The following is a 19,417-nucleotide window of genomic DNA, read 5'->3' on the forward strand; positions in this document are numbered from 1 at the left end:
TCCCGCCGCGCTGCCAAAACAAAAAAAGGTATTCAGGAATGGGGGAATGAAGGGAGGGGCGATGCCTTCGGCGGCAAGCTACGCAGCGCACCGGAGCAACCTAAACACGCTACATAATCTAGACAACCTAGACAACAACCCTAAAACGTCTACAACCCCCTACACACCCTTAAAGCCTTCCAAAATTACATCCTACGAACATTCTCTTAAATGTACAAAATCCTGCCTTAAAGCCCTGCTAAATCGCTTCTAGGGGCTAAATAACAGGGCTTGCGGGTTAAATGGGTTGGGTAAGTATCGGAGGGTTGGGGAATGTTGGGGAAGGTTCGGGAAAGGGTGCTTGAACAATATCAGTTAACCTACGAGTGCGTAATAAACTGTTTAGAGTAACTAAACTGCTTAGAGATGTACCGCCGTTAATGGTTGCAGCTTCGGTGTTACTAATATCCGTAAAAAAGCTTTTGTCCAGTTTTTTGCTTTTCATGGAATTATCCAGAAAGATTGCTCGGATATACCACTATTCTCACATAATATCGAAATATCAAAGGTTTTGGCGTTTTTTGGGTATAGAGAAATTCACATTGGTTTACTTTGGATTGTCGCCTTGCATCAGTGCATCTAACTGAGCTAACAACTTCTCTACTTTGGATTTTTTCTTCGGGTCATCCCACACTTTCGCTTTTTTGAAGCGTTGAAAAGTATCATCAACACGCTCTTTTATGGATGCCGATTCTGTTTGCTCTGATGACTCTGATTTAGTCTGCTGTTCAATTTCTTTGATTTTGCGTTTAATTTCACTTAGTGAGAGATTATAAGCGATCGCATCTTCTAAGAATTGCCTTCTTGTTTTTTCATCTTGAATTCGGGCGATCGCTTTGGCTTTACTTGTCTCCAGTTTCCCCTGACGTAGTACCTCTAAAATGTCACTGGGTAAATTGAGCAAGGGCAGACGATTGCTGATAAAAGAATCTAGCTTGATGTTACCAAGGGAGGTTAAAACTTCCTGCACCACATCAATTACATCATTGCCAATAACGTTATTGGCAGCAATTCTACCCCGTTGTTGATTTTGGATGTGATGTAGCAGTGGTGGTACTTCTTGGGGTGAAATCTTTAATTTGACAGCCAAAAGCCGCACAATCCCATCAGTTTCTTCAAGGTCAGTGAGTGCCGAACGAGCGAAGTTTTCAATCAGGGCAATTTCTAGAGCATCTTCATCACTGAGTTGACGTATAACTACAGGGACTTCTGCCAATTCCAGAATCTGGGAAGCTCTGTAGCGCTTTGCCCCTGCCACTACTTCGTGTTTATCACTACCGGAAATAGGACGGACTAGGAGTGGTTCTAGAATGCCGTTTTTTTTGGCAGTAGCAACAATTTTGTCTACCTCTTCTGGGTCGATGTAGTACCGCAGTTCTGCTGTGGGCAGCACAATCAAACTGAGGGGCATAGTTGCCTTAGTTTGGTTAGCATCATCCCTAAAGATAAACTCTTCTACCATTCTTCTATCTCTTGCCATTGGTTACTCCCAAGGCTTCGGTAAAAAGTGCCTCAAAATCTTTGGCTGCGCGTTTGGCTGTTGCTCCGGGTAGTCCCCAAACTGTCGTGCCTTGCCCAGGTGCATCAGCAATTACTTGAAGGTCATACACCATTGTTTTTAGTAAAGGAAAGCCTGTATTTTTCTCTGATAATGCTCTTTGGGCATCTTTGAGTAATACAGTTCCTTTTTTTGCGTGATTTAAAAATAAACCAACATGGGGCATACCACCTCGCAGTTCTCTTGCCTGCCGCAAAATTCTTACCATTTTGGATGTACTGTGCATATCTAAACCTGCTGGTTTACAGGGTACTAGGGCTAGGTCACATCTAGATAAAATTGCTTTGGTTGTCTCGCTGAGGCTACCTGGCCCGTCTACAACTACAGCATCATATTGTTCTGCCAATGCGGGAAGTTCATCAAATAAATCATCCGGGTCTATCATTGTTTTGCAGGGCAGTTGCAGGTCTTTCATCCAGTTAGTGCTACTCTGCTGTGCATCTGCATCTACAACTATCACTGTTCCTTGTTGGCTTAACCAATATGCCAAATGCCCAGATACGGTGGTTTTGCCTGCTCCCCCTTTTTGGTTCGTTAACCCGATAATCATAATTTTTCACGCATCTACGTGCTAAATTTACTACTGCGCTTGTATCCGTCACAATTAACTGTCACTGTTTATTTAGCAGCAATAGTATCAGTTTTTTTATGAGATGACTTGATAGTACTGCGATGGCTTTGCCCGCCGCAGGCATCGCATCCCATTTATTTATGTAGTTTTGAAGATAGACCCGTTGCCAATAACGTTATTGGTAGAAATGCTTTTATTTAGAGAAGCTGATGCAAGTGAAAATCTTAGCTGCTATTGAGCCGATAGAAAAAGTAATCCACCAGAGAGGTACTGCCCCTCCTATATCTGTGTTATCAGCACAGCGCCTCACTTTTCAGCTTCTGGTGGAAGGCGGAAGATGGAGGAATTGAACCCCCAGGTGTTACCCTGCTCTAGTTTTCAAGACTAGTTGCCCTCCCTTAAGCAGCATCTTCCATATAAGGGGTGTCTGGCGGGACTTGAACCCGTTATGACTGGTTCCACAAACCAGCGCCGCGACCGCTTTGGCTTCAGACACCATCAGTGGATACTGGTCGGATTTGAACCGACATCTTTCTGCTTGCAAGGCAGACGCTTTCCCAATTAAGCTACAGACCCATGAGCAGGAGTGGTAGGGGTCGAACCTACATTGGTCGATTTAGAAGATCGATGCCCTCATCCATTAGGCGACACTCCCATAAATTGGTAGCCCTGGCAGGATTTGAACCCGCTACTTCCTCTTTGTAAGAGAGGCACTCTCCCAACTGAGTTACAGGGCTAAGAAAGCGATCGACGAGATTTGTAGCTTGCTTCCCGTAGGGTACTCGTACCTAGAGTTTGGAAGACTCAAATGCTGCCATTACACCACAATCGCATTGAAGCTGGTGACAGGAGTTGAACCTGCAACCTACTGATTACAAATCAGTTGCTCTGCCAATTGAGCTACACCAGCACTAATTTTGGTGACGGGGGCAGGAGTTGAACCTGCCGATGTTCAGGTTATGCAGCCCCACGAGCCACCGTTGCTCCATCCCCGCATATTCACCAATACCCCTGACTGGATTTGAACCAGCAACTTCCAAATTTTAAGTTTGGCACCTCTTCCACTTGGGTTACAGGGGCAAAATTTGGTGGGTCGCCCAGGGGTTGAACCTGGATAAGTCTGCTTAAAAGGCAGCTGCATATCCGCTCTGCCAACGACCCAATTTAATACCCTTGGTGGGAGTTGAACCCACAAAATCTGGTTTCTAAGACCAGCACGTTTGCCAGTTTCGTCACAAGGGCAAATGGTCGGGATGGCAGGATTTGAACCTACAACCTTCAGCTCCCAAAGCTGCCGCGCTACCAAGTTGCGCCACATCCCGTTGGTACTCCTGACGGGAATTGAACCCGTACATAGACTGTTTTTGAAACAGCCGCCTCTTCCAATTGGGCTACAGGAGTATACATAGGCTGGGAAGGAAGGAATCGAACCCTCAAACTTCGCATTCAAAGTGCGACGGCTTTGCCTGTTTGCCTACTTCCCAATAAATGGCTGCCTCAGCAAGAGTCGAACTTGCAACCTCGCGGTTAACAGCCGCTTGCTCTGCCATTGAGCTATGAGGCAATGTGCCAGTCCCCCAGATCCGGATTGAACGGATGACCTCTGATTTTTCAGACCAGCGCTCTCTACCAAAACTGAGCTACCGGGGGATAAGCGAGAACGGAGAGACTTGAACTCTCAATCTTCAGTTTCGTAATCTGAGATGTTATCCAGTTACACCACGTTCTCATAAGGCGGAGAGAGAGGGAGTTGAACCCACAGTGAGATGATGAATCTCACAACTGTTTAGCAAACAGCTTGCCCTGCCAATAGCAATCTCTCCATAATGGGCCGGGCTGGAATTGAACCAGCAATACTGAACGCGGCTGTTTTACAGACAGTTACCTACACCAATAGGCGAGCCGACCCATAAATTTGGTAGTGCAGACGGGACTTGTTCGCGTTAGCGTTCCCGGAGGGTACCCGCTAATTACACGCTTGAAAGACGCGTCGCTCGACCACTTCGCTTCTGCACCATCAACGCACAGACTAGGATTTGAACCCAGAACAACAGTTTTGGAGACTGTGGTGTTGCCGTTACACCATCTGTGCATTTGGTCGCAGTGGTGGGAGTTGAACCCACATCGACCAAGTTATGAGCTTGGAGCTTTGCTATTAAGCTACACTGCAATATTTGGAGTCCAGGGCGAGAATTGAACTCGCACAGTCGGTTTTGCAGACCAACACCCTACCATTAGGCGACCTGGACATACTACGAGGACGACAGGAATCGAACCTGTGACCACTTGCCTCGGAAACAAGCGCTCTTTCCGACTGAGCTACATCCTCATTTGGAAGCCTTGACGGGAGTTGCACCCGCTTCTCTCTGACTGAGAATCAGAACGACTTGTCTATTTGTCCACAAGGCTACACGGGGATGATGAGATTTGAACTCACGTTCTTTCGCTCGACAGGCGACTGCTTTAAACCGGACTAAGCTACACCCCCACGTTAGATGGCAATTATTTAGTTTTCATGGTTCAGAAGTGTTTGCGCTATGCCTTTTTGAGAGGCTGTAGTGCTTTACTACACATATACTACACAATGTATTATGGGGTGTCAAGGGCATACTACAAACTTTTTAAAAGAACTGAGAGGGCAGTGTTACGTAATCGAGCTTATTGCCCTCTCTGACTAGGTTTGAAGTTAATTACTCGTTCTCACTCAGGCGTTGTGCGTTCCAAAACTGTTCAGCAAATACAACTGCTGGGTGAATTGGGGCTTTAGGCTTGCTTTTTAGTACCATTCCAGCTTCATGAGGTAAGCGATCGCTCTTGATTGAATTACACTTCTCACACGCAGTTACAACGTTGTCCCAGGTATGCTGTCCACCCTTAGAGCGGGGAATCACATGGTCAAGTGTTAAATGCTTGGTGCTACCGCAGTATTGGCAGGTGTGGTTGTCTCGCTTGAGTACTTCACGCCGATTTACAGGTGGTACTTTCCAATGGCGTTCGGGATTGCCAACAGTCAAGCGAATATGTTCGGGAACTTGTAGTACAACGCTGGGTGAGCGGACTTCCCACTGCTTTGTACTGCCAAAATTCAACGATTCTGCCTGACCTGTGACTAACAGCACGATTGCTCGTTTAATGTTGATACGTGCTAGTGGTAAGTAGTTCTTAGAAAAGACCATCACCGAATTTTGTAATATGTGTGGTTGAGCTTGCATCACTGATTCACTCCTCAAAAACTAACCCCCGCCTCTGGTGAACAGGAGCGGGGGTCAGGTAGTTGATACTTTTTGCCCTATGTTGGTGCTGTAAGACATTTGCACCTCCCGCTTTGGATAAGTTGGTCTAGATTCAGCCATCCGGCAATTACTCCCAAAATGCCTTCACTTGCAGATTTATCGCCGTCGAACAGATACATTCCCTCAAATGCAAGCAGCGCGAATACTCTGCCTAAACCCTTGCTGGGTCGGCAATGCACCGCGCTATTAATGGTTGAGGATAATCTGCTTATCATTGAAGGCTTGTAGTATTTGTAATTGAGACTTATATTAATAATACAGTTGTAGTATGCGTTTGTCTACTGCACAATTCTGGGGACGGGCGAACGCTGCGTGAATGCCTTGGCGTAAAGGCTAAATTTGCAGATGGGGCATCATTTTTTCTCAGCACAACCTTCTAAAACCTTATTCCCCAGGATAAAAATTGCCGAGTATGGATACTCTTTATCTGACATACCATCGCTACAGGCATCGACTTTTTTGATGATTAAAATATTGTTACCTTTGCCTCGAAGTCGGTAAACTCGCACCAAGTCTGCGGGACGCGCCTCTGCTTTTAGAGGTGCAACATAGGGGAAGGTTTGCTGTTTTGTGTCTGGCGAAGAGTAGACAATTCCCTTCTTGCTCACAGTAACACTCCAAAAGGGTTCTGTACCCCTAGCGATGAATTCTTCACTACTAGCAGTTTGTGCAACAACGAGACTATTCTTAGTAATAGATGATTCATTGGCAGTACTGGGGCTGTTAGCTAGTAAGCTAGCGCCAAATCCGAGCAGAGCAACACAACAGATGAAAGCTTTCATGTATCGAGAATTTATAGCTACTAATTTGCAATACTCTTGTATATTATTGGACAACTGTAACTATACGGCACTCAAAAGACGTGGAACAGTTCTGCCCTACTGCTCCCCTCAAGTATCCGCGTACTCATAATGTAATGGAGGCGATCGCAGCGTAGCACTGTATCTGACCCATCTTGCGGCACTGGTGCTATAGCGATCGCTTCTCTAATGAAGTTGCTGTTTCACTAAATAAGGAAAAAGGTGATCGCAGTTCGACTAGATTGCCTTTTCCTCTAAGAAAAATAGTTAGTTAAGAGCTTGAGTGATCGCCTTCCGTTGTTACCAAAACCAGATCGCCTTAATCTTCGGAATTTTGAAGATTGTGCTTTTTAATCAAAGCCTGGTTTTCAGGTTTTTTTAGCCAATCCTCAACAGCCTCAGTGAGCGCATCACTAAGGTTGGTGTCTTTCAAAGCAACTACTGCTCGAAAAAGTCGATTTATATCATTGGGGACATAGCCCCTTAGCTCCTTTTTATCAGCCATCGAAATTTACGCGCATCCGCTTAATTGTGGCATAGCGCTTGTGAAAATTCTGGTTTATGCGTTTATGCGTAACCGCGCTTATACGTTAAAATTTCATTGTTGCTGCAACAGCAATTTCTAAAAAACTAGCGATCGCTATGTGAAGGCTTGGCAACCCTGACAGTGATCGCTCCCAACTTGCCCCCGGTGGTGACGCATCGGAGGACTTCCCCCACCGTAGAATCAGCTACAGCAGGAGCAATGCAATTATGACGCGAGACGAATACGTAAAGCAGCAGTTATCTAAACACTATCCCACTCAAACAGCAGCAGCGAAGGATTTAGGGGTAGAGGAAAACACAGTCAGGCGCTACTTTAACAATCTAAGAAAGCCAGGTGATGCAGTTTGCAGGGCAGTGCAACTACTTGATTTTGTGCGATCGCTTGGGTTGGAGCCACCAGAACCCATAGCTTTTGACTAAGACAATACCAATGGCAATAGACCCCGCTTTTCGCGGGGTTTTTAATATCAATGGAGTGATGAAATTTTGAAGAAAATTTAAGTGAATGCCCAAAAATTACGCACAAGTTCACCCTCTGGCTTCGGTAGTTCGCAATCGACGGAAACCGCCAAGACTGCGACTACCTCATTAGATGAAATCGTACCCGCGATCGCATTCTTTCCCAGACTACAATTAGCCTCTCTATGTGGTGTTGGCGGCTCGACTCTTGACCGCTATCGCAATGATTTAATTGAGGCGAAAGTATCAAGATTTGAATGGCAATTTTACGGCGGTGGATATGACAGAGAATCGGCTGAGTGTATGTGGCAGTATGCCCAATTAGTAAAGATGATGCGAGTAGCGATCGCAAAGCAAAATATCAAACAGCACATGGAGGAATTCTGGTATGACCGTGAGAAGAACAGGTAAGGTAGGTGGTGATAATCAGCCTAAAACTGGTTCCCAACAATCAGCCGAAAGTGCTGGGGAAAATCTGCAAGGTCAGTTACAGCAGATGAGTGAACAAATGGGAGTTGCGATCGCAGACAACATAACTGCTCAAGCTCTAATGATTGGCTTTACCAAGCTGCAAAATGGCGAGTATGGCCCAATGACTCAGAACATTTTGGAATCGGTGAAAACAGGGTTATCAAACCCTTTCACGAATTGGACGGCACAGATAGAGCAGTGGCATCTTACTCCTATAGCGCTCTTGCCTTCCAGCAACGAATCCACACTCTCTTAATTCTTAGAGGAATTGCTCGACTTCAAAAAACTTGTACAGTGTGGGCGTACACCTTGTGCGCCGGAGGCATCGCAATCCTTGCAGTCTTGAGTTTTCTAGCAATGTACGTCACAGCAGTTAAACAAAATGAAAAAACTAACTGTGTTTCTGCTGATTTTCATTCCAACATTTCTGATAATTTACGGAATAGTAAGTAAGGTGGTACTCAGTGGCAGAGAAAGCAAGGGGCAGGAAGCCCTTAGACCGAATCAAATCAGCAATGTCGATAGTCGCCAAACCATTAAAAAGCGCTAATCCTGAAACAGTTACAGTTAACGCTACACCAGTTAAATCAGACCATTTAAGCCAGGGTATAGCGCCTAATTTACCAGAATTGGTAAGGGTTTTTGATAATGCCCCGGAAGCTGCGGGGCTGTTTACTTCCCACTTTGGCATTGACTTGCAAAGTCTTGCTGGGATGTCGCCTGAGCAATTAGCACAGCAGACTGATATGATTCTGCAAGCCAAACAGTTCGCAGAATATCTCCCACTAATTGAGCAGCATATTAACGACTATATAAAAGCCGTTACTGACTACAATACTTTTATCGCTAGAGCTGTTAAATCTGGCGCTAAAGGTATTAAGGAAATCGACAAAGCCAAACTGGATGTAATGCTTGAGTGGATGGGCTATAAAGCTCATCAAGAGCAATTGGGACGTAAGGGAGATAATGAGCTAATTAAACTCAATGCTGAAACTGAAAATGTTATTCGTTTATCAGATTTCAGTGTAGATATGGCATTGAAAATTAAAGCTGCGTCGCTGGCTAAATCCATTGAAGAGGCAACACAACGCCCAATATTAGCGGCTGAACTTGCAGAGCAACGTAGCATTGTTAATCAGCGCAAAATCCATATTAAAGAGCTAATTCAGTATGGAACAAGAGGCAAGTAACGTCACCCCATCCCGTAGACTGCGCTCAATTCAAATATTGTCGAGCATTAACGTCTACGGGCTTTTTTTTGGGATTGGACTAGCGATCGCTAATATCTCCCGTCTCTTCCCCTACGGGGGAGCAATCTATGCGGTGGGAGTGATTTCAGCAATTGGATTATCACTTTTAAAAGCAGATAGCGAAGCGGTAGCGAGTCGTCGAGCGTCGGTGGATGCTCAAAAGTTGATAATTTTAGCGATTTCAATTAGTGCGATCGCTTTTTGGGATGCTCTTGTTCAATTCCTTTTTCAGCCTATATTTCTGGGATTTTGGATAATTCCACTGTGGCAATGTCTAGTTTATGGGATTGGCTCTTTAATGATGTTGATTGGCATATTGTCAGCGACAAAGGACGCAAATTAGGCCAAGCTGCACGACGTAACTTGATTACTACCAGCGCTATCTGTGCGATCGCTGGTAGTTTCTCTGCTGGTGTAGGGTTGGTAGGAAGCTACTCACCACGCGCTACCTACTGCGACAATCGGACGAAACCATGCACCAAAGTAGAAGTTAATAGCTTTGACGAAATACCCGTTAATGTAAACGCTAAATACCTTCCTGGCTATGGCTTACAGCGTACTGCTGGAAGTATCTTAGCAGTGTTGCTATTTGGTGGTGGGTTATTTGCGATCGCAAAGGCTGAAGAGGAGCAAGAGGAGATTGAGCCACAGTTACAACTCGACAAACAGCTTGCAGTAAAACGGCTTGAACTCGAAGCTAATACTGAATTTCAAAACCTTGAAAACCTTGCACAGACTAGGGTAGAGGTTCATGAACAAGAGTTAAAAGAATCGGTTGCGGAAATGTTCTTTGAGCGTAATCCAGAAGCGATCGCACAATACTTGCCAAAGTCTGAGCCAGTTCTAGAACAATCACAAAAATTGCCCGAAGTAGTTGAACTCAAGGTTTCAGAACCTGAGCCAGAACCGGAACCAGAATTATTTTTTGGAGTTGAACTGCCAAAGCCACCAGCGCTCGGCGTAGAATTTTGGGATTGGCAATGGTTCAATAATCGCATTGACGATCTGCCCCATATCCGGCTCATCGCTCCAACTAACGGGGGTAAGACTACGCTTTGTGATTGGCTTGTTGACGTGGTTCCGTCCAACGAGCGCATGGTACTTACTGTAAAGCGTAAACCGCATCAGTGGGCGGGTTTGCCAGTTTATGGAGTCCCTGAAGCTTACGGTATTATCCGCGAAAAGCTGGAATGGCTGCAAGATGAGCGAATCGAGCGTACACGGCTTATGGAAAAAGGAGTTTACCGTGGGAGATTCAGCGCAATTGTAGATGAATGGAAAGCGATCGCTCGTAACATCAAAGCTATCAAAGACCCAGAGACAAAGGAAATTATCTCACCTTCTGCAAAAGAAATCATGGGGGAACAGCTAACACTTTCCCGTGAATCACTCATCAGGATCTTTGCTATGGCTCAAGGTAGACAGGTTATCACCTGGGGGCTGGAGGGAGAATCAGATATTTTAGAATGTTTCTGCACTGTGTATCTTGGTTCGTTCGCAGTGGAAGAAGCTGAGACGATGCAGCGTAAATTTGCTAAGGATTCTGAGGAATGGGCAGCATGGGGTAAAGTGGTTGAATTTCTGCGATCGCTTGGTAAACGGGCTGCTTGGATTGAGTGTGAGTTTGGGAAGTTTCCCGCGATCGCACCTGATTTATCTGGGTGGAAGCGAGAGGTTCAGGAAGTAACAAAACCTGTTGATGAAATTGCACTAGATATTATCATTCAACCTCATACTATTGAACCAACAATCACTGATATTGATGATCCAGAGGAATTGCTTCGTCTCAACATAGATAGGCTTATGGGTAACTTTGAGCGTAGCTTTGCTCAGTCTCCTATTTTAGAAAGTGGCAATTTAAAAGGTATTCATCCTGAATTTCAAGAAACAGAAGAACAGTCTGAATCGATCTTATCAGAACCTACAGAGCAGGCATTACTGATTGATGCTGCATCTGTACCAGATGAAAAACGGTATACCCCATTGCAGCTTACTAAGGCTGAAATCATAGCCACAGTAAGCAAGATGCAGCTTGATGGCGTGAGCCAAACCAAGATAGTTGGGCAGCTATGGCAGGTAAAAAAAAGCCGCAGTGGGTGGAGTAAAGCTTATCGAGAATTTAGGGGATTAGGATTTTAAAAATATCATGAATTTTAGCAATGGTCTACAACTTCGACTATTTTAATCAGTCAGCAAATCAGCCAGGGTATGTATATCTGCTAATTGCTCAAGGCTATCACGGGATAATTCCAGGATTATTACTGAAGCGATGCAAAATAGGTTTATCTCGCAATCCTGAAGCGAGAGTAAAGCAGATAGCTAGTTTTGAAGGCTCCCAGCCACCCTGTGATATTGCCATTTTGGAAACTGTCTATGTGCAAGATATGAAGAAGGTAGAAGGGAAGTTACACAAGAAATTTAAAGCGTCCAGTGTAAAGCTTAAAAAATCCCGCGAGTGGTTTGACTTGTGGATATGGCAGATTTGGTTAGCCTACTTTTGGATGAAAGTTTACCAAGTTAAAAATTAGTAGATATTGGGAATTATAAGATATATGAAATCCTACATTGTAAGACTTTATATCCGCCGCTTTTTTGGATGGAAGATGCATGATTTTTATCCATATAGAGCTTATGCGAAACGCTCTCTTCAAGGCAGCCTCCTAGATTGAACCCAAGGAGGTCTAAAAGGTGCAACGTTCCGTTAATTCTGTAAGCAATAGCAATAAGAGCGCATTCAATGCGGATGTCCCAGGCTGTTTATGTCTGGGGCTTTTGCTTTTGTGGTTGCTGGTTGCAAAAAAAGCCCGGAATCTTTCCAGTCCGAATTTCAATTAAACTCACTTACAAAAGTGAAAAAAATGAAACATATATGGCACTTAATAATTCTTCCATGTTCTCGCCGTTTTTCGCAATTTATGTAAAGCTTTAAACAAGTCATGGTTAGACGCTCTTTGGCGTTAAGTCGTATATCGTATACCATGCAATATTTACAGGCTTAAGCATATCTGGAGGTTGTCATGGATGAATTAACAGGTGGAATTCAGCAGTCTGGAATTCAGCAGTCTGGAATCCAGCAGTCTGGAATTCAAGATTCTGGAATCCAGCAGTCTGGAATCCAGCAGTCTGGAATCCAGCAGTCTGGAATCCAGCAGTCTGGAATCCAGCAGTCTGGAATTCAGCAGTCTGGAATTCAGCAGTCTGGAATTCAGCAGTCTGAAGCTGTATTAGGACTAACTTTGACTGACTCTGTTAGCTTGTTTTAGTGTAGATTTTTGTTGCTAACATCCAAGTATATATGAACGGGATGTCTACTATAGCAGCCCTAAATCATTTGTGATAAATCACATTCCGAGTTCTTATAAAAGTTGGGGATTTTAGGAGCAGCGATTTTGACCAATCAAATAGGATTGCTATAGTATATAGTCTTGTTTCTTCTAGACTTTACTTATACATTTTATCACTCTACAAGCATTGAAATGATTGCTCTAGAACAAAAAGTATCTGAACTGTTGGGCATTGCTATTGATTACCATAGACATGGTTATTTATTAAATGCTGAACAAGCATATCGCCAAGTCCTTGAATGCTCGCCAAATCATGCTAATACTCTCCATTTACTTGGTGTAGTCTCATACCGCATTGGAAAGTTAGAAGCTGGCATCAACCTCATAAACAGAGCTATTAAGCTTATACCTTTATCTTCTATCTTTCACAATAACTTAGGTAATGCTCTTCAAATTTCAGGAAAATTAGAGGAAGCAATTGCCTCCTACCAACAAGCACTAGAACTTAATCCTAACTACTCAGAAGCTCACAATAACTTAGGTAATGCTCTTCAAATTTCAGGAAAATTAGAGGAGGCAATTGCCTCCTACCAACAAGCACTAGAACTTAAACCTCGCTATCTATCCGCCTTGAAAAGCCTAGGTGAAGTCTTCCTCAAGTTAGAAAAGTTTGATGACAGCATCTTTTGTTACGAGAAAATTCTAGCAGCTAATCCTGAAGACTTGGGAACAGCAAATAACTTGGGTATTGCCTTTCTTTGTAAAAATTTGTATAAACACGCGCAAGAAATCTTTAATTATATACTTTTCAAAAAACGTGGTATTCCAGAGTCCAATATGGCTCGATTTGATACTAATTTTTGTGTTGACAATGAGACAGAGATGGGGCAGTTATATGCTTCTCCATTCAAGTTACAAGACCGAATTGACCAGCTTAACTATTTAATTAAGGGAAAGAAGATAGACTCTTCTTTTCAATATTTAGTGAATCGCTACCTCTGTCTATTACAAGAGCTTAATGCACAGGTTAATCGTGTACCGTACACTCCCCTCACACAGAATCAAAAAGCATCATTTGCAGGATACTACGACAAAATCATTTATTATGCAGATGCTCCTCATATTTCAGGAGCAACCCTAAATGAATCACTTAATTGGAATTCTATTGAGGATAAATATATTGCTTCCTCAGTAGTTTACTTCGACGACCTTCTGACACCAGCCGCTCTTGAAGGACTACGGAACTTTTGTCTCGAATCAACAGTTTTCTTCCGAGATAGTGAAGCCGGATTTGTTGGTTCTTATATGGCTGAGGGCTTCAGTTGCAGTCTCATATATCAAATTATTTCTGAGTTGAAGTTAAGGTTGCCAAGACTTCTGAACGGTTTACCTTTGAATAATATGTGGATCTACAGATATGGAAGTCGTGGTAGTGGCGTCAAAACGCATACAGGTGACGGTTCGGTCACACTTAATTTCTGGATCACACCTGATGAAGCAAATCTTAACCAGAATGGAGGGTCAGGTCTTGTAATTTATGATAAGGAGCAGCCGCTTGACTGGGACTGGCTCAAATACAATATGTATAAAGATGATCCACAGATTCAAGCCCGAATTGGTGAATTTCTTGAATCAGCTAACTCATTAGTTATTCCTTATCGCTGTAACCGTGCGGTACTTTTTCAATCAAACCTGTTTCACCGTTCAGATCCCTTTTACTTTCATGACTCTTTTGAAAACCGACGGATGAATATAACTATGCTGTTTGGGCGCCGTGGCAAGGAAAGTGCTGATCTGAAGTAGTTGCAGTTCAATTTTTTATTATTCCTCTATCATTGACAGAGTTAGCTGTTACGAGAAAAGCTTCCTCTATCTATCTGACTTTTCACGGGATGTGGAAAGTCAGATATATCCATGAGTATCAATTTAACCCAGACTTCTTAACAAGAATTATCTATAGGACTCATATCTTATTTTTGAACAAGATTTCAGATAAAACCCTAAGAAAACCGGCTTTTTAGCCTCAGTATATTTTCAAAAATAAAATCGGAGTCCTATATAGAAGAGAAGATGCTCGCTCGACATCGAGAGTATTAACATAGAAAAAATAGTAAAAAATTAGACACGTCAGGCATTTTTTCTGAGTGTCCGACAAGTCAGAAGTGTTAGATTAAGTTTGATTTACTACGGTTATATAGAGCAATTATAACGTTAAATGTGCTGTAATTTTTCCACTGTTTTTTCACATTTAACATTACCTGTATTTAAAACAGATTTCGGCTCGAATACTAGCATATGTACTTCTTCCTCTGCTACAGGAAGATGTTCGACTCCTTTTGGAATGATTAAAAATTCTCCCTCATTTAACCAGATATCACGCTCTCGAAATTTAATTAGTAAGTGCCCTTTTATTATCAAAAAAAACTCATCATCCAGATCGTGATGATGCCATACAAATTCTCCCTTTACTTTAACTAGCTTAATGTATGAATTATTGAGTTCACCTACAATTCTAGGGTTCCAGTAATCATCAAAAAGACTTAACTTGTCTACAAGGTTAACTTTATCCATCGTTACTTTCCACAAATGGGTTCTCTAATATTTTATATTATTTCTGGTTAACTAACTGTAATACAGGGGGAGTTGCTATCTTCCAACCGCAGGTATACCGAACAATATCTGTACGTTCGCTCATTTTCGATGGGAGGAAATTAAGTCTTGCACTGCCGACCATTTAGCATATAAAAGGGAGCAATGCTCCAAAATTAGATCGGGTTTTAATTCTCAGTTACATAGCTAGATTATCAATAAAAACAGCTATTTAATAGTGCGATCGCACTATTAAATAGCAATACGTTTCATTTAAGGCTCAAAGTCAGGTAAATTAAACATTGGTCATGACTAATGGAAATTGAGTGTGGTACATCTCAAGGACTTCTCGTCGCTGTCTCATAATATACAAAGTGATGAAGTACTAAAAGCGATAGAGATAGCTATACCAGCAACACCTATTCAACAGGCGATGAAGCGATGCCTGCGGCAGTAAACTACGCTCTCGTTAATCGCGCAGATGTAATGGGCGATGCCTACGGCGGGCTGCGCCTACGCATCCAAAAAGTGACGGATAACAGCACAATGGCACTCTTCTTTCTGGAATTCCTAATCTAGGCGGTGTAGTCCTTATTAGAACAACGACTTATAAATAACTTCTATAAATACCCCTTGGGGAATATAACCCCATCAAAAGCCCAGTCACGACGACCGGGTTTTTTGGGAAGAGAGCGATCGCTTCCTATCCTCTAAGAAAATGGTGGACCGATGCCTGCGGCGGGCTGCGCCTACGCTCAAAACTTACTCGTAGTTGCTCCCGTCTGCGGATATCCCAAGACTGTGGCATAAATACGGTACTGATTTATTGCACTGCTATGACATTCCTGGTTTGCCACCAGATAATCTCAAAATGGAAGTTCAGCAATCTACGTCGCCACCAGCGGCGTATTAGTGGGCGGAAATCAACTGTCGAATTGCGTGATTTTGGGCAATATCAAGTTCTTTTCTTCGCCGAAAGTGAAGAAATGTTGCTGGCATAAATTCGGGAAGTGCCTGTAGCGGAATACAACACTCAACGTCGTAGATTAGCAATGGATGAAGCACCCCGTCAACACAAACATCGCCTCCATCGTCATCCAGTTAGCACAATACAAGCTTTGGTTGATCAACATACGGAACTTCTGACTGTGCTTGAGTGAGTCTCAAGCTCTGAAATACCAACTAGATAGCTAGGGGGTATGTCCGGTTCTAAATGGGAGGGGCGGGAGATAATACTCCCCCTCGACCTAACTGAACCCCAATTCAGCCCGTCGAACTCACGTTTTTTTAAGACAACCATCAATCAAACATAGAGCGCATTTCTGCTGCCTGCTGTGTCATACCTAGTCGGTTGAAACCGTCCATAGCCTTTTTTGCCCATTCACGGCTTTTCTCTAGATTTCCTTTGACTTTTTCTAAGTTAGCAAAACAGCGTTGATAGTCAGCAGTGAGACGTTTGTCTTTATTGCGTTCTGCTACAGGCAAACCCATATTCAATAGTTTTTCAGCCTCGTGCAGTTCAACTTGCTTGATTGCAATATCAGCTAGCCTGTTTTGGGCATAGCTTGCTCTTCGCTGCCAACCAATTTTCTCAGCCTGTTTTTTTACTTGTTGATAGAGTGTTTTAGCTAAGTCGTAATTGCCTTCCAAGTATTCAATATCTGCTCTGTAAAAAGCAATGGTACTTAAATAACGGATGTGTTCTTGCTCCTCTAAACAAGCATTTTTTAAAAGGTCTTCTTTGATATTTAGCCAGTTGCGAGCATCCTCATATAGTCCTTGGCGAATACGTAGTGCAGCAAAACTTTTAGCCAAGTAATCCTGAACCCTCAAGTCAGCATACTCACGTTTACTCCATGCCTCGTTGAAAATTGGTTCAGCTGCTTCCAGATTCTGCTGATGACCCATTAGGGTAAGTGTCCAGCCTTTTCTTGACATTGCATAAAACCAAGTTGACCAATCGCCCAGGCGATTTGATAGTTGAATTAACCAATCCAGCCAAAATATTCGTTCTGACCAAAATCCATAGATATTCGTGTACCGATTTACAAGTTTCCATAGCTTTTTGACATCCTCATAACGATCCTGGTGAGCACACCAATACAGCACTGCTAAAAGGTTATCCCATTCGCTTTCTAGGTAATCATATTTGATTTGCCAATCTCCCGAATCTTCTCCACCATATTTGTATGCAAAATTTAGATACCACTTTACCCAACGTTCTCGTCCTTCTTGCTCAAAATCTGGATGGGCAGAGAGTTCTGTCAGAGCATATTCACGGGTGAGAGAAAGCATCACATATCGCTCTTTGTAGTGACGCACAAGTGAAAGTTGTTGGAGTCGAGCCAAACCTATATTTACGGCAATTAAGTCTGATTTAAATCCAGCAACTTCAGCCACTGCATCGTAAACCGGAGCATTGCGAAACATCGCTAGGGACATTAACAATTTGTGGGAAGCTTTTCCCTGTAATGGTTTCACAGATCCATCAAAGCAAAAACGCACTATATCATCAGGGAGCGGTGCTGACAAATTTAATATTGCGTCTAAAAAGTAACCACTCGCTAGCTGACCAATGACATAAATAAGAGCTATTGGAACTCCCCCAATGCGCTCGTAAATTTTTCCTGCATCCTCTTCACTTAATGTTATTTCTTTGTCTATTGCCTGTTGTTGAATTAGTTGAAGACTGTCTTCTTTTGGCAAGCAGTCCAGACGCATCGAAGCGTACATCACTATCTGCTCACGGGTTGTGATTACTGCTTTAGCAGTTGGTGGTAATTCCGACAGAAAAGCTATAACCTCATTTTTGTCCTCAATAGTTTCCAGGTTGTCCACGATCAGCAGGGTACGCTGTCTGCTAAGACTTTCATATACCCGATGAAGTTGATCTTCTAGAGGAGACTGGGTAATACTTGGGTCATCTAAAGTGTGGGCAATCTCCCTGTAAATATCCCTCAAAGTTCCCTGCTTCCTGAGCCGTTGTACAATACCTGTCGGGAATAACCAACTTTCTTTTGCTGAGGTAAATATAATCGCATCAAATAACGGTGTTTCTGTGGAAGATTGACTATGCTTGGCTTCCCAGCACAGGTAAGCAGCCTCCAATACTAGTGCGGTTTTCCCGACTCCCCCGATACCATCTACAGTAATAATTGGCGCACGGTAATTAAGGGAAATCTGCTTCAACAACCGACTAAGTTCTTTCTTCCGACCAATAAATTCTTGGTAAGTTTGAGAAGGGAGGTTGGAATAAGGATGTAATCGCAATGATTCTCTGGCAGCTTTTGGTAAAAGCTTGAGCCAGTATTCGTCTTTCTGATGAAAATTGTGTTGTAGTTCTACGAGTTCTCTAAATTGGGAGAGAATGACTGTTGTCGGTATTGCTCGTCCACCCATATCTAGAAGGCGATCTCGGCTCAACCTAACAAGTCCACAGATTTTACCAGTCCGTAAATTTAGTAAGGGTGCACCGCTCATACCAGGACGAACTTGACCCGATTTGAATTTAATTAACGGTGGGTCAGTACTAGAACCTTCACACTCAAAAGTTGCAGGCTCACCATTAGAATAATCGTCAGTATAACCATAACTGTATAATTTATCACCTGGTTCTACAGATTCACCAAGATAAACGCAAGGATGATCGGATACTGGCTCATATAACTCTAGTAGTGCCAAGTCAAAGCGACTATCCTGCGATAAAGCTTTTATGAAAGCCGTGTAATTCCGTTCCTGCCAGCATATATTTATTTGCTTAACATCTGTGTCTTTAACCACATGGGCACAAGTCACTATGAGCCTTGGTGCAACAAAAAACCCTGTTCCCTGCCCTTTCTTTCCAAAGACATTCAACCGCAAAGTACACTGTGGCAACAGTTCAAACAACAGCTGATTCATCTTGGTTTAACTTTATCTATTAGGTTGCTATCGGTTTGATTCAGACTAATAATTTTAAATATCTTGTTTTTCCCATTCTAGAATTAGTTCCAAATTTGCCTTACTCGATCCTTTAACTATTAATGTCGTGAGTTGTCCTGACTCTACAGCCACTTCCAGTCCTAATTTAATGCTGGCTTTAGTAGGCTGAATTTTTTGCAAAGGTGCTGCAACCGCTGCTGCAATTCCCTCAATCACATCGCTAATATTTTCAAAAGACAAAATCTTATTTGCAACTTCCTCTTCACCCTGCAACAGAGTTGCTTCAATTTTTACATCTTTACCATTAGGGAGCTTTACTGTAACTATCTCTGTACGTTTTAGGCGAGATTCCATAATAAATAATATATTAATTTTACTTAATAATAACTTAATACAAGTAATTAGTAGTGCTTGCTTCACTATTTTTTAAGAAATTATCAATAGTAAATGCCCCATAGAAGAGATATCATTAAATTACTTTAAGCACGATTTAATTTAATGATGAGTGTTTGTCAAGTAGTTGTAATGTATTAATTACCTACCAGGTTGGCCATTAGCGACAGACTAGTACTTGAGAAAATATAAATTTTTGTGTATAATATAACACCTCTAGATAATGGATGGGGTAACCCCTTT

General features: G+C 42.8%; 22 protein-coding genes and 24 tRNA genes. 12 read left to right on the plus strand and 34 right to left on the minus strand.

Annotated features, from left to right (window positions below; all coding sequences use genetic code 11):
* Nucleotides 1–277 precede the first annotated feature (277 nt).
* The 3 genes from VE944_RS21075 to VE944_RS21085 all read right to left on the minus strand — a co-directional run bounded on the left by VE944_RS21075 (nucleotide 278) and on the right by VE944_RS21085 (nucleotide 2,147).
* Nucleotides 278–484, minus strand: coding sequence for a hypothetical protein (locus VE944_RS21075; RefSeq protein ID WP_324981406.1), 207 nt, complete (start codon nucleotides 482–484; stop codon nucleotides 278–280).
* Nucleotides 485–586: 102 nt separating this feature from the next.
* Nucleotides 587–1,519: a ParB/RepB/Spo0J family partition protein gene (locus VE944_RS21080; protein WP_324981409.1), complete on the minus strand. Its 933-nt coding sequence runs from the start codon at nucleotides 1,517–1,519 to the stop codon at nucleotides 587–589.
* Nucleotides 1,506–2,147, minus strand: a complete 642-nt coding sequence (locus tag VE944_RS21085) for a ParA family protein (RefSeq protein ID WP_324981412.1) — start codon at nucleotides 2,145–2,147, stop codon at nucleotides 1,506–1,508. The genes VE944_RS21080 and VE944_RS21085 overlap by 14 nt, the downstream gene beginning before the upstream one ends.
* 230 nt (nucleotides 2,148–2,377) lie before the next feature.
* On the opposite strand from VE944_RS21085, the gene VE944_RS21090 reads away from it, so the two are divergent.
* Nucleotides 2,378–2,518, plus strand: a complete 141-nt coding sequence (locus VE944_RS21090) for a hypothetical protein (RefSeq protein WP_324981416.1) — start codon at nucleotides 2,378–2,380, stop codon at nucleotides 2,516–2,518.
* Here the strand turns inward: VE944_RS21090 and VE944_RS21095 are convergent.
* The 28 genes from VE944_RS21095 to VE944_RS21230 all read right to left on the minus strand — a co-directional run bounded on the left by VE944_RS21095 (nucleotide 2,500) and on the right by VE944_RS21230 (nucleotide 6,766).
* A tRNA-Ser gene (locus VE944_RS21095) sits at nucleotides 2,500–2,582 on the minus strand. The two genes, VE944_RS21090 and VE944_RS21095, sit on opposite strands and share 19 nt — an antisense overlap.
* Nucleotides 2,583–2,590: 8 nt before the next feature.
* Nucleotides 2,591–2,664, minus strand: a tRNA-His gene (locus VE944_RS21100).
* 6 nt (nucleotides 2,665–2,670) lie between these two features.
* Nucleotides 2,671–2,744 (minus strand) — tRNA-Ala (locus VE944_RS21105).
* Between the two features lie 5 nt (nucleotides 2,745–2,749).
* Nucleotides 2,750–2,823: transfer RNA gene (locus VE944_RS21110), tRNA-Arg, on the minus strand.
* A 6-nt stretch (nucleotides 2,824–2,829) separates the two neighbouring features.
* Nucleotides 2,830–2,905 (minus strand) — tRNA-Val (locus VE944_RS21115).
* A gap of 100 nt (nucleotides 2,906–3,005) precedes the next feature.
* Nucleotides 3,006–3,078: transfer RNA gene (locus tag VE944_RS21120), tRNA-Thr, on the minus strand.
* A gap of 96 nt (nucleotides 3,079–3,174) precedes the next feature.
* Nucleotides 3,175–3,248 (minus strand) — tRNA-Leu (locus VE944_RS21125).
* A 6-nt stretch (nucleotides 3,249–3,254) separates the two neighbouring features.
* Nucleotides 3,255–3,329: transfer RNA gene (locus tag VE944_RS21130), tRNA-Lys, on the minus strand.
* Between the two features lie 7 nt (nucleotides 3,330–3,336).
* Nucleotides 3,337–3,410: transfer RNA gene (locus VE944_RS21135), tRNA-Leu, on the minus strand.
* Between the two features lie 3 nt (nucleotides 3,411–3,413).
* A tRNA-Pro gene (locus VE944_RS21140) sits at nucleotides 3,414–3,490 on the minus strand.
* Nucleotide 3,491: 1 nt separating this feature from the next.
* A tRNA-Leu gene (locus tag VE944_RS21145) sits at nucleotides 3,492–3,569 on the minus strand.
* A gap of 9 nt (nucleotides 3,570–3,578) precedes the next feature.
* Nucleotides 3,579–3,652, minus strand: a tRNA-Gln gene (locus VE944_RS21150).
* A gap of 5 nt (nucleotides 3,653–3,657) precedes the next feature.
* A tRNA-Asn gene (locus tag VE944_RS21155) sits at nucleotides 3,658–3,732 on the minus strand.
* Between the two features lie 9 nt (nucleotides 3,733–3,741).
* Nucleotides 3,742–3,818 (minus strand) — tRNA-Phe (locus tag VE944_RS21160).
* A 5-nt stretch (nucleotides 3,819–3,823) separates the two neighbouring features.
* Nucleotides 3,824–3,897, minus strand: a tRNA-Arg gene (locus VE944_RS21165).
* A 6-nt stretch (nucleotides 3,898–3,903) separates the two neighbouring features.
* Nucleotides 3,904–3,991 (minus strand) — tRNA-Ser (locus tag VE944_RS21170).
* A 4-nt stretch (nucleotides 3,992–3,995) separates the two neighbouring features.
* Nucleotides 3,996–4,077 (minus strand) — tRNA-Tyr (locus tag VE944_RS21175).
* 7 nt (nucleotides 4,078–4,084) lie between these two features.
* A tRNA-Glu gene (locus VE944_RS21180) sits at nucleotides 4,085–4,184 on the minus strand.
* A 5-nt stretch (nucleotides 4,185–4,189) separates the two neighbouring features.
* Nucleotides 4,190–4,260 (minus strand) — tRNA-Trp (locus VE944_RS21185).
* 3 nt (nucleotides 4,261–4,263) lie between these two features.
* Nucleotides 4,264–4,338: transfer RNA gene (locus VE944_RS21190), tRNA-Ile, on the minus strand.
* A 5-nt stretch (nucleotides 4,339–4,343) separates the two neighbouring features.
* Nucleotides 4,344–4,417: transfer RNA gene (locus VE944_RS21195), tRNA-Cys, on the minus strand.
* Nucleotides 4,418–4,423: 6 nt separating this feature from the next.
* A tRNA-Arg gene (locus tag VE944_RS21200) sits at nucleotides 4,424–4,497 on the minus strand.
* A 3-nt stretch (nucleotides 4,498–4,500) separates the two neighbouring features.
* Nucleotides 4,501–4,577 (minus strand) — tRNA-Glu (locus VE944_RS21205).
* 3 nt (nucleotides 4,578–4,580) lie between these two features.
* Nucleotides 4,581–4,656 (minus strand) — tRNA-Asp (locus VE944_RS21210).
* 202 nt (nucleotides 4,657–4,858) lie between these two features.
* The gene (locus VE944_RS21215) at nucleotides 4,859–5,380 is read right to left on the minus strand and encodes an HNH endonuclease (RefSeq protein WP_324981419.1); all 522 of its coding nucleotides are present in this window, start codon (nucleotides 5,378–5,380) and stop codon (nucleotides 4,859–4,861) included.
* A gap of 77 nt (nucleotides 5,381–5,457) precedes the next feature.
* Nucleotides 5,458–5,676, minus strand: coding sequence for a hypothetical protein (locus VE944_RS21220; protein WP_324981422.1), 219 nt, complete (start codon nucleotides 5,674–5,676; stop codon nucleotides 5,458–5,460).
* 138 nt (nucleotides 5,677–5,814) lie between these two features.
* A complete protein-coding gene (locus VE944_RS21225; RefSeq protein ID WP_324981425.1) occupies nucleotides 5,815–6,243 on the minus strand; it encodes a COG3650 family protein in 429 nt (142 codons plus the stop codon).
* A gap of 337 nt (nucleotides 6,244–6,580) precedes the next feature.
* Nucleotides 6,581–6,766 carry a hypothetical protein gene (locus VE944_RS21230; RefSeq protein WP_324981428.1) on the minus strand — a complete coding sequence of 62 codons (186 nt, stop codon included), beginning with the start codon at nucleotides 6,764–6,766 and terminating at the stop codon, nucleotides 6,581–6,583.
* A gap of 248 nt (nucleotides 6,767–7,014) precedes the next feature.
* Here VE944_RS21230 and VE944_RS21235 point away from each other — a divergent pair, with 248 nt between their 5' ends.
* The 9 genes from VE944_RS21235 (at nucleotide 7,015) to VE944_RS21275 (ending at nucleotide 14,074) form a co-directional block, all read left to right on the plus strand.
* Nucleotides 7,015–7,227: a helix-turn-helix domain-containing protein gene (locus VE944_RS21235; protein WP_324981431.1), complete on the plus strand. Its 213-nt coding sequence runs from the start codon at nucleotides 7,015–7,017 to the stop codon at nucleotides 7,225–7,227.
* An 81-nt stretch (nucleotides 7,228–7,308) separates the two neighbouring features.
* Nucleotides 7,309–7,677 carry a hypothetical protein gene (locus VE944_RS21240; protein WP_324981434.1) on the plus strand — a complete coding sequence of 123 codons (369 nt, stop codon included), beginning with the start codon at nucleotides 7,309–7,311 and terminating at the stop codon, nucleotides 7,675–7,677.
* Nucleotides 7,655–7,993, plus strand: a complete 339-nt coding sequence (locus VE944_RS21245) for a hypothetical protein (RefSeq protein WP_324981437.1) — start codon at nucleotides 7,655–7,657, stop codon at nucleotides 7,991–7,993. The genes VE944_RS21240 and VE944_RS21245 overlap by 23 nt, the downstream gene beginning before the upstream one ends.
* A 208-nt stretch (nucleotides 7,994–8,201) precedes the next feature.
* Entirely contained in the window at nucleotides 8,202–8,927 is a 726-nt protein-coding gene (locus tag VE944_RS21250; protein WP_324981440.1) for a hypothetical protein, read from the plus strand.
* Nucleotides 8,908–9,330: a hypothetical protein gene (locus VE944_RS21255; protein WP_324981442.1), complete on the plus strand. Its 423-nt coding sequence runs from the start codon at nucleotides 8,908–8,910 to the stop codon at nucleotides 9,328–9,330. The genes VE944_RS21250 and VE944_RS21255 overlap by 20 nt, the downstream gene beginning before the upstream one ends.
* Complete coding sequence (locus VE944_RS21260) at nucleotides 9,258–11,126, plus strand: hypothetical protein (protein ID WP_324981445.1); 1,869 nt, start codon at nucleotides 9,258–9,260, stop codon at nucleotides 11,124–11,126. Before VE944_RS21255 ends, VE944_RS21260 begins: the two co-directional genes overlap by 73 nt.
* Before the next feature lie 20 nt (nucleotides 11,127–11,146).
* The gene (locus VE944_RS21265) at nucleotides 11,147–11,515 is read left to right on the plus strand and encodes a GIY-YIG nuclease family protein (protein ID WP_324981448.1); all 369 of its coding nucleotides are present in this window, start codon (nucleotides 11,147–11,149) and stop codon (nucleotides 11,513–11,515) included.
* A gap of 489 nt (nucleotides 11,516–12,004) precedes the next feature.
* The gene (locus VE944_RS21270; protein WP_324981451.1) at nucleotides 12,005–12,250 is read left to right on the plus strand and encodes a hypothetical protein; all 246 of its coding nucleotides are present in this window, start codon (nucleotides 12,005–12,007) and stop codon (nucleotides 12,248–12,250) included.
* Between the two features lie 213 nt (nucleotides 12,251–12,463).
* Nucleotides 12,464–14,074, plus strand: coding sequence for a tetratricopeptide repeat protein (locus VE944_RS21275; RefSeq protein WP_324981453.1), 1,611 nt, complete (start codon nucleotides 12,464–12,466; stop codon nucleotides 14,072–14,074).
* Between the two features lie 408 nt (nucleotides 14,075–14,482).
* Here the strand turns inward: VE944_RS21275 and VE944_RS21280 are convergent, their stop codons facing one another.
* On the minus strand, nucleotides 14,483–14,842 hold the full coding sequence (locus VE944_RS21280; RefSeq protein WP_324981455.1) for a cupin domain-containing protein: 360 nt from the start codon (nucleotides 14,840–14,842) through the stop codon (nucleotides 14,483–14,485).
* Nucleotides 14,843–15,301: 459 nt separating this feature from the next.
* On the opposite strand from VE944_RS21280, the gene VE944_RS21285 reads away from it, so the two are divergent.
* Nucleotides 15,302–15,439, plus strand: coding sequence for a hypothetical protein (locus tag VE944_RS21285; protein ID WP_324981457.1), 138 nt, complete (start codon nucleotides 15,302–15,304; stop codon nucleotides 15,437–15,439).
* A gap of 431 nt (nucleotides 15,440–15,870) precedes the next feature.
* Complete coding sequence (locus tag VE944_RS21290; protein WP_324981460.1) at nucleotides 15,871–16,020, plus strand: hypothetical protein; 150 nt, start codon at nucleotides 15,871–15,873, stop codon at nucleotides 16,018–16,020.
* A 139-nt stretch (nucleotides 16,021–16,159) separates the two neighbouring features.
* On the opposite strand, the gene VE944_RS21295 is transcribed toward VE944_RS21290, so the two are convergent.
* Nucleotides 16,160–18,760, minus strand: coding sequence for a trypsin-like peptidase domain-containing protein (locus VE944_RS21295; protein ID WP_324981463.1), 2,601 nt, complete (start codon nucleotides 18,758–18,760; stop codon nucleotides 16,160–16,162).
* A gap of 54 nt (nucleotides 18,761–18,814) precedes the next feature.
* Nucleotides 18,815–19,201 carry a CU044_2847 family protein gene (locus VE944_RS21300; protein WP_324981466.1) on the minus strand — a complete coding sequence of 129 codons (387 nt, stop codon included), beginning with the start codon at nucleotides 19,199–19,201 and terminating at the stop codon, nucleotides 18,815–18,817.
* Nucleotides 19,202–19,417: the final 216 nt, after the last annotated feature.

The sequence above is a fragment of the Nostoc sp. genome (genome assembly GCF_035638895.1).
Taxonomy (GTDB): domain Bacteria; phylum Cyanobacteriota; class Cyanobacteriia; order Cyanobacteriales; family Nostocaceae; genus Nostoc.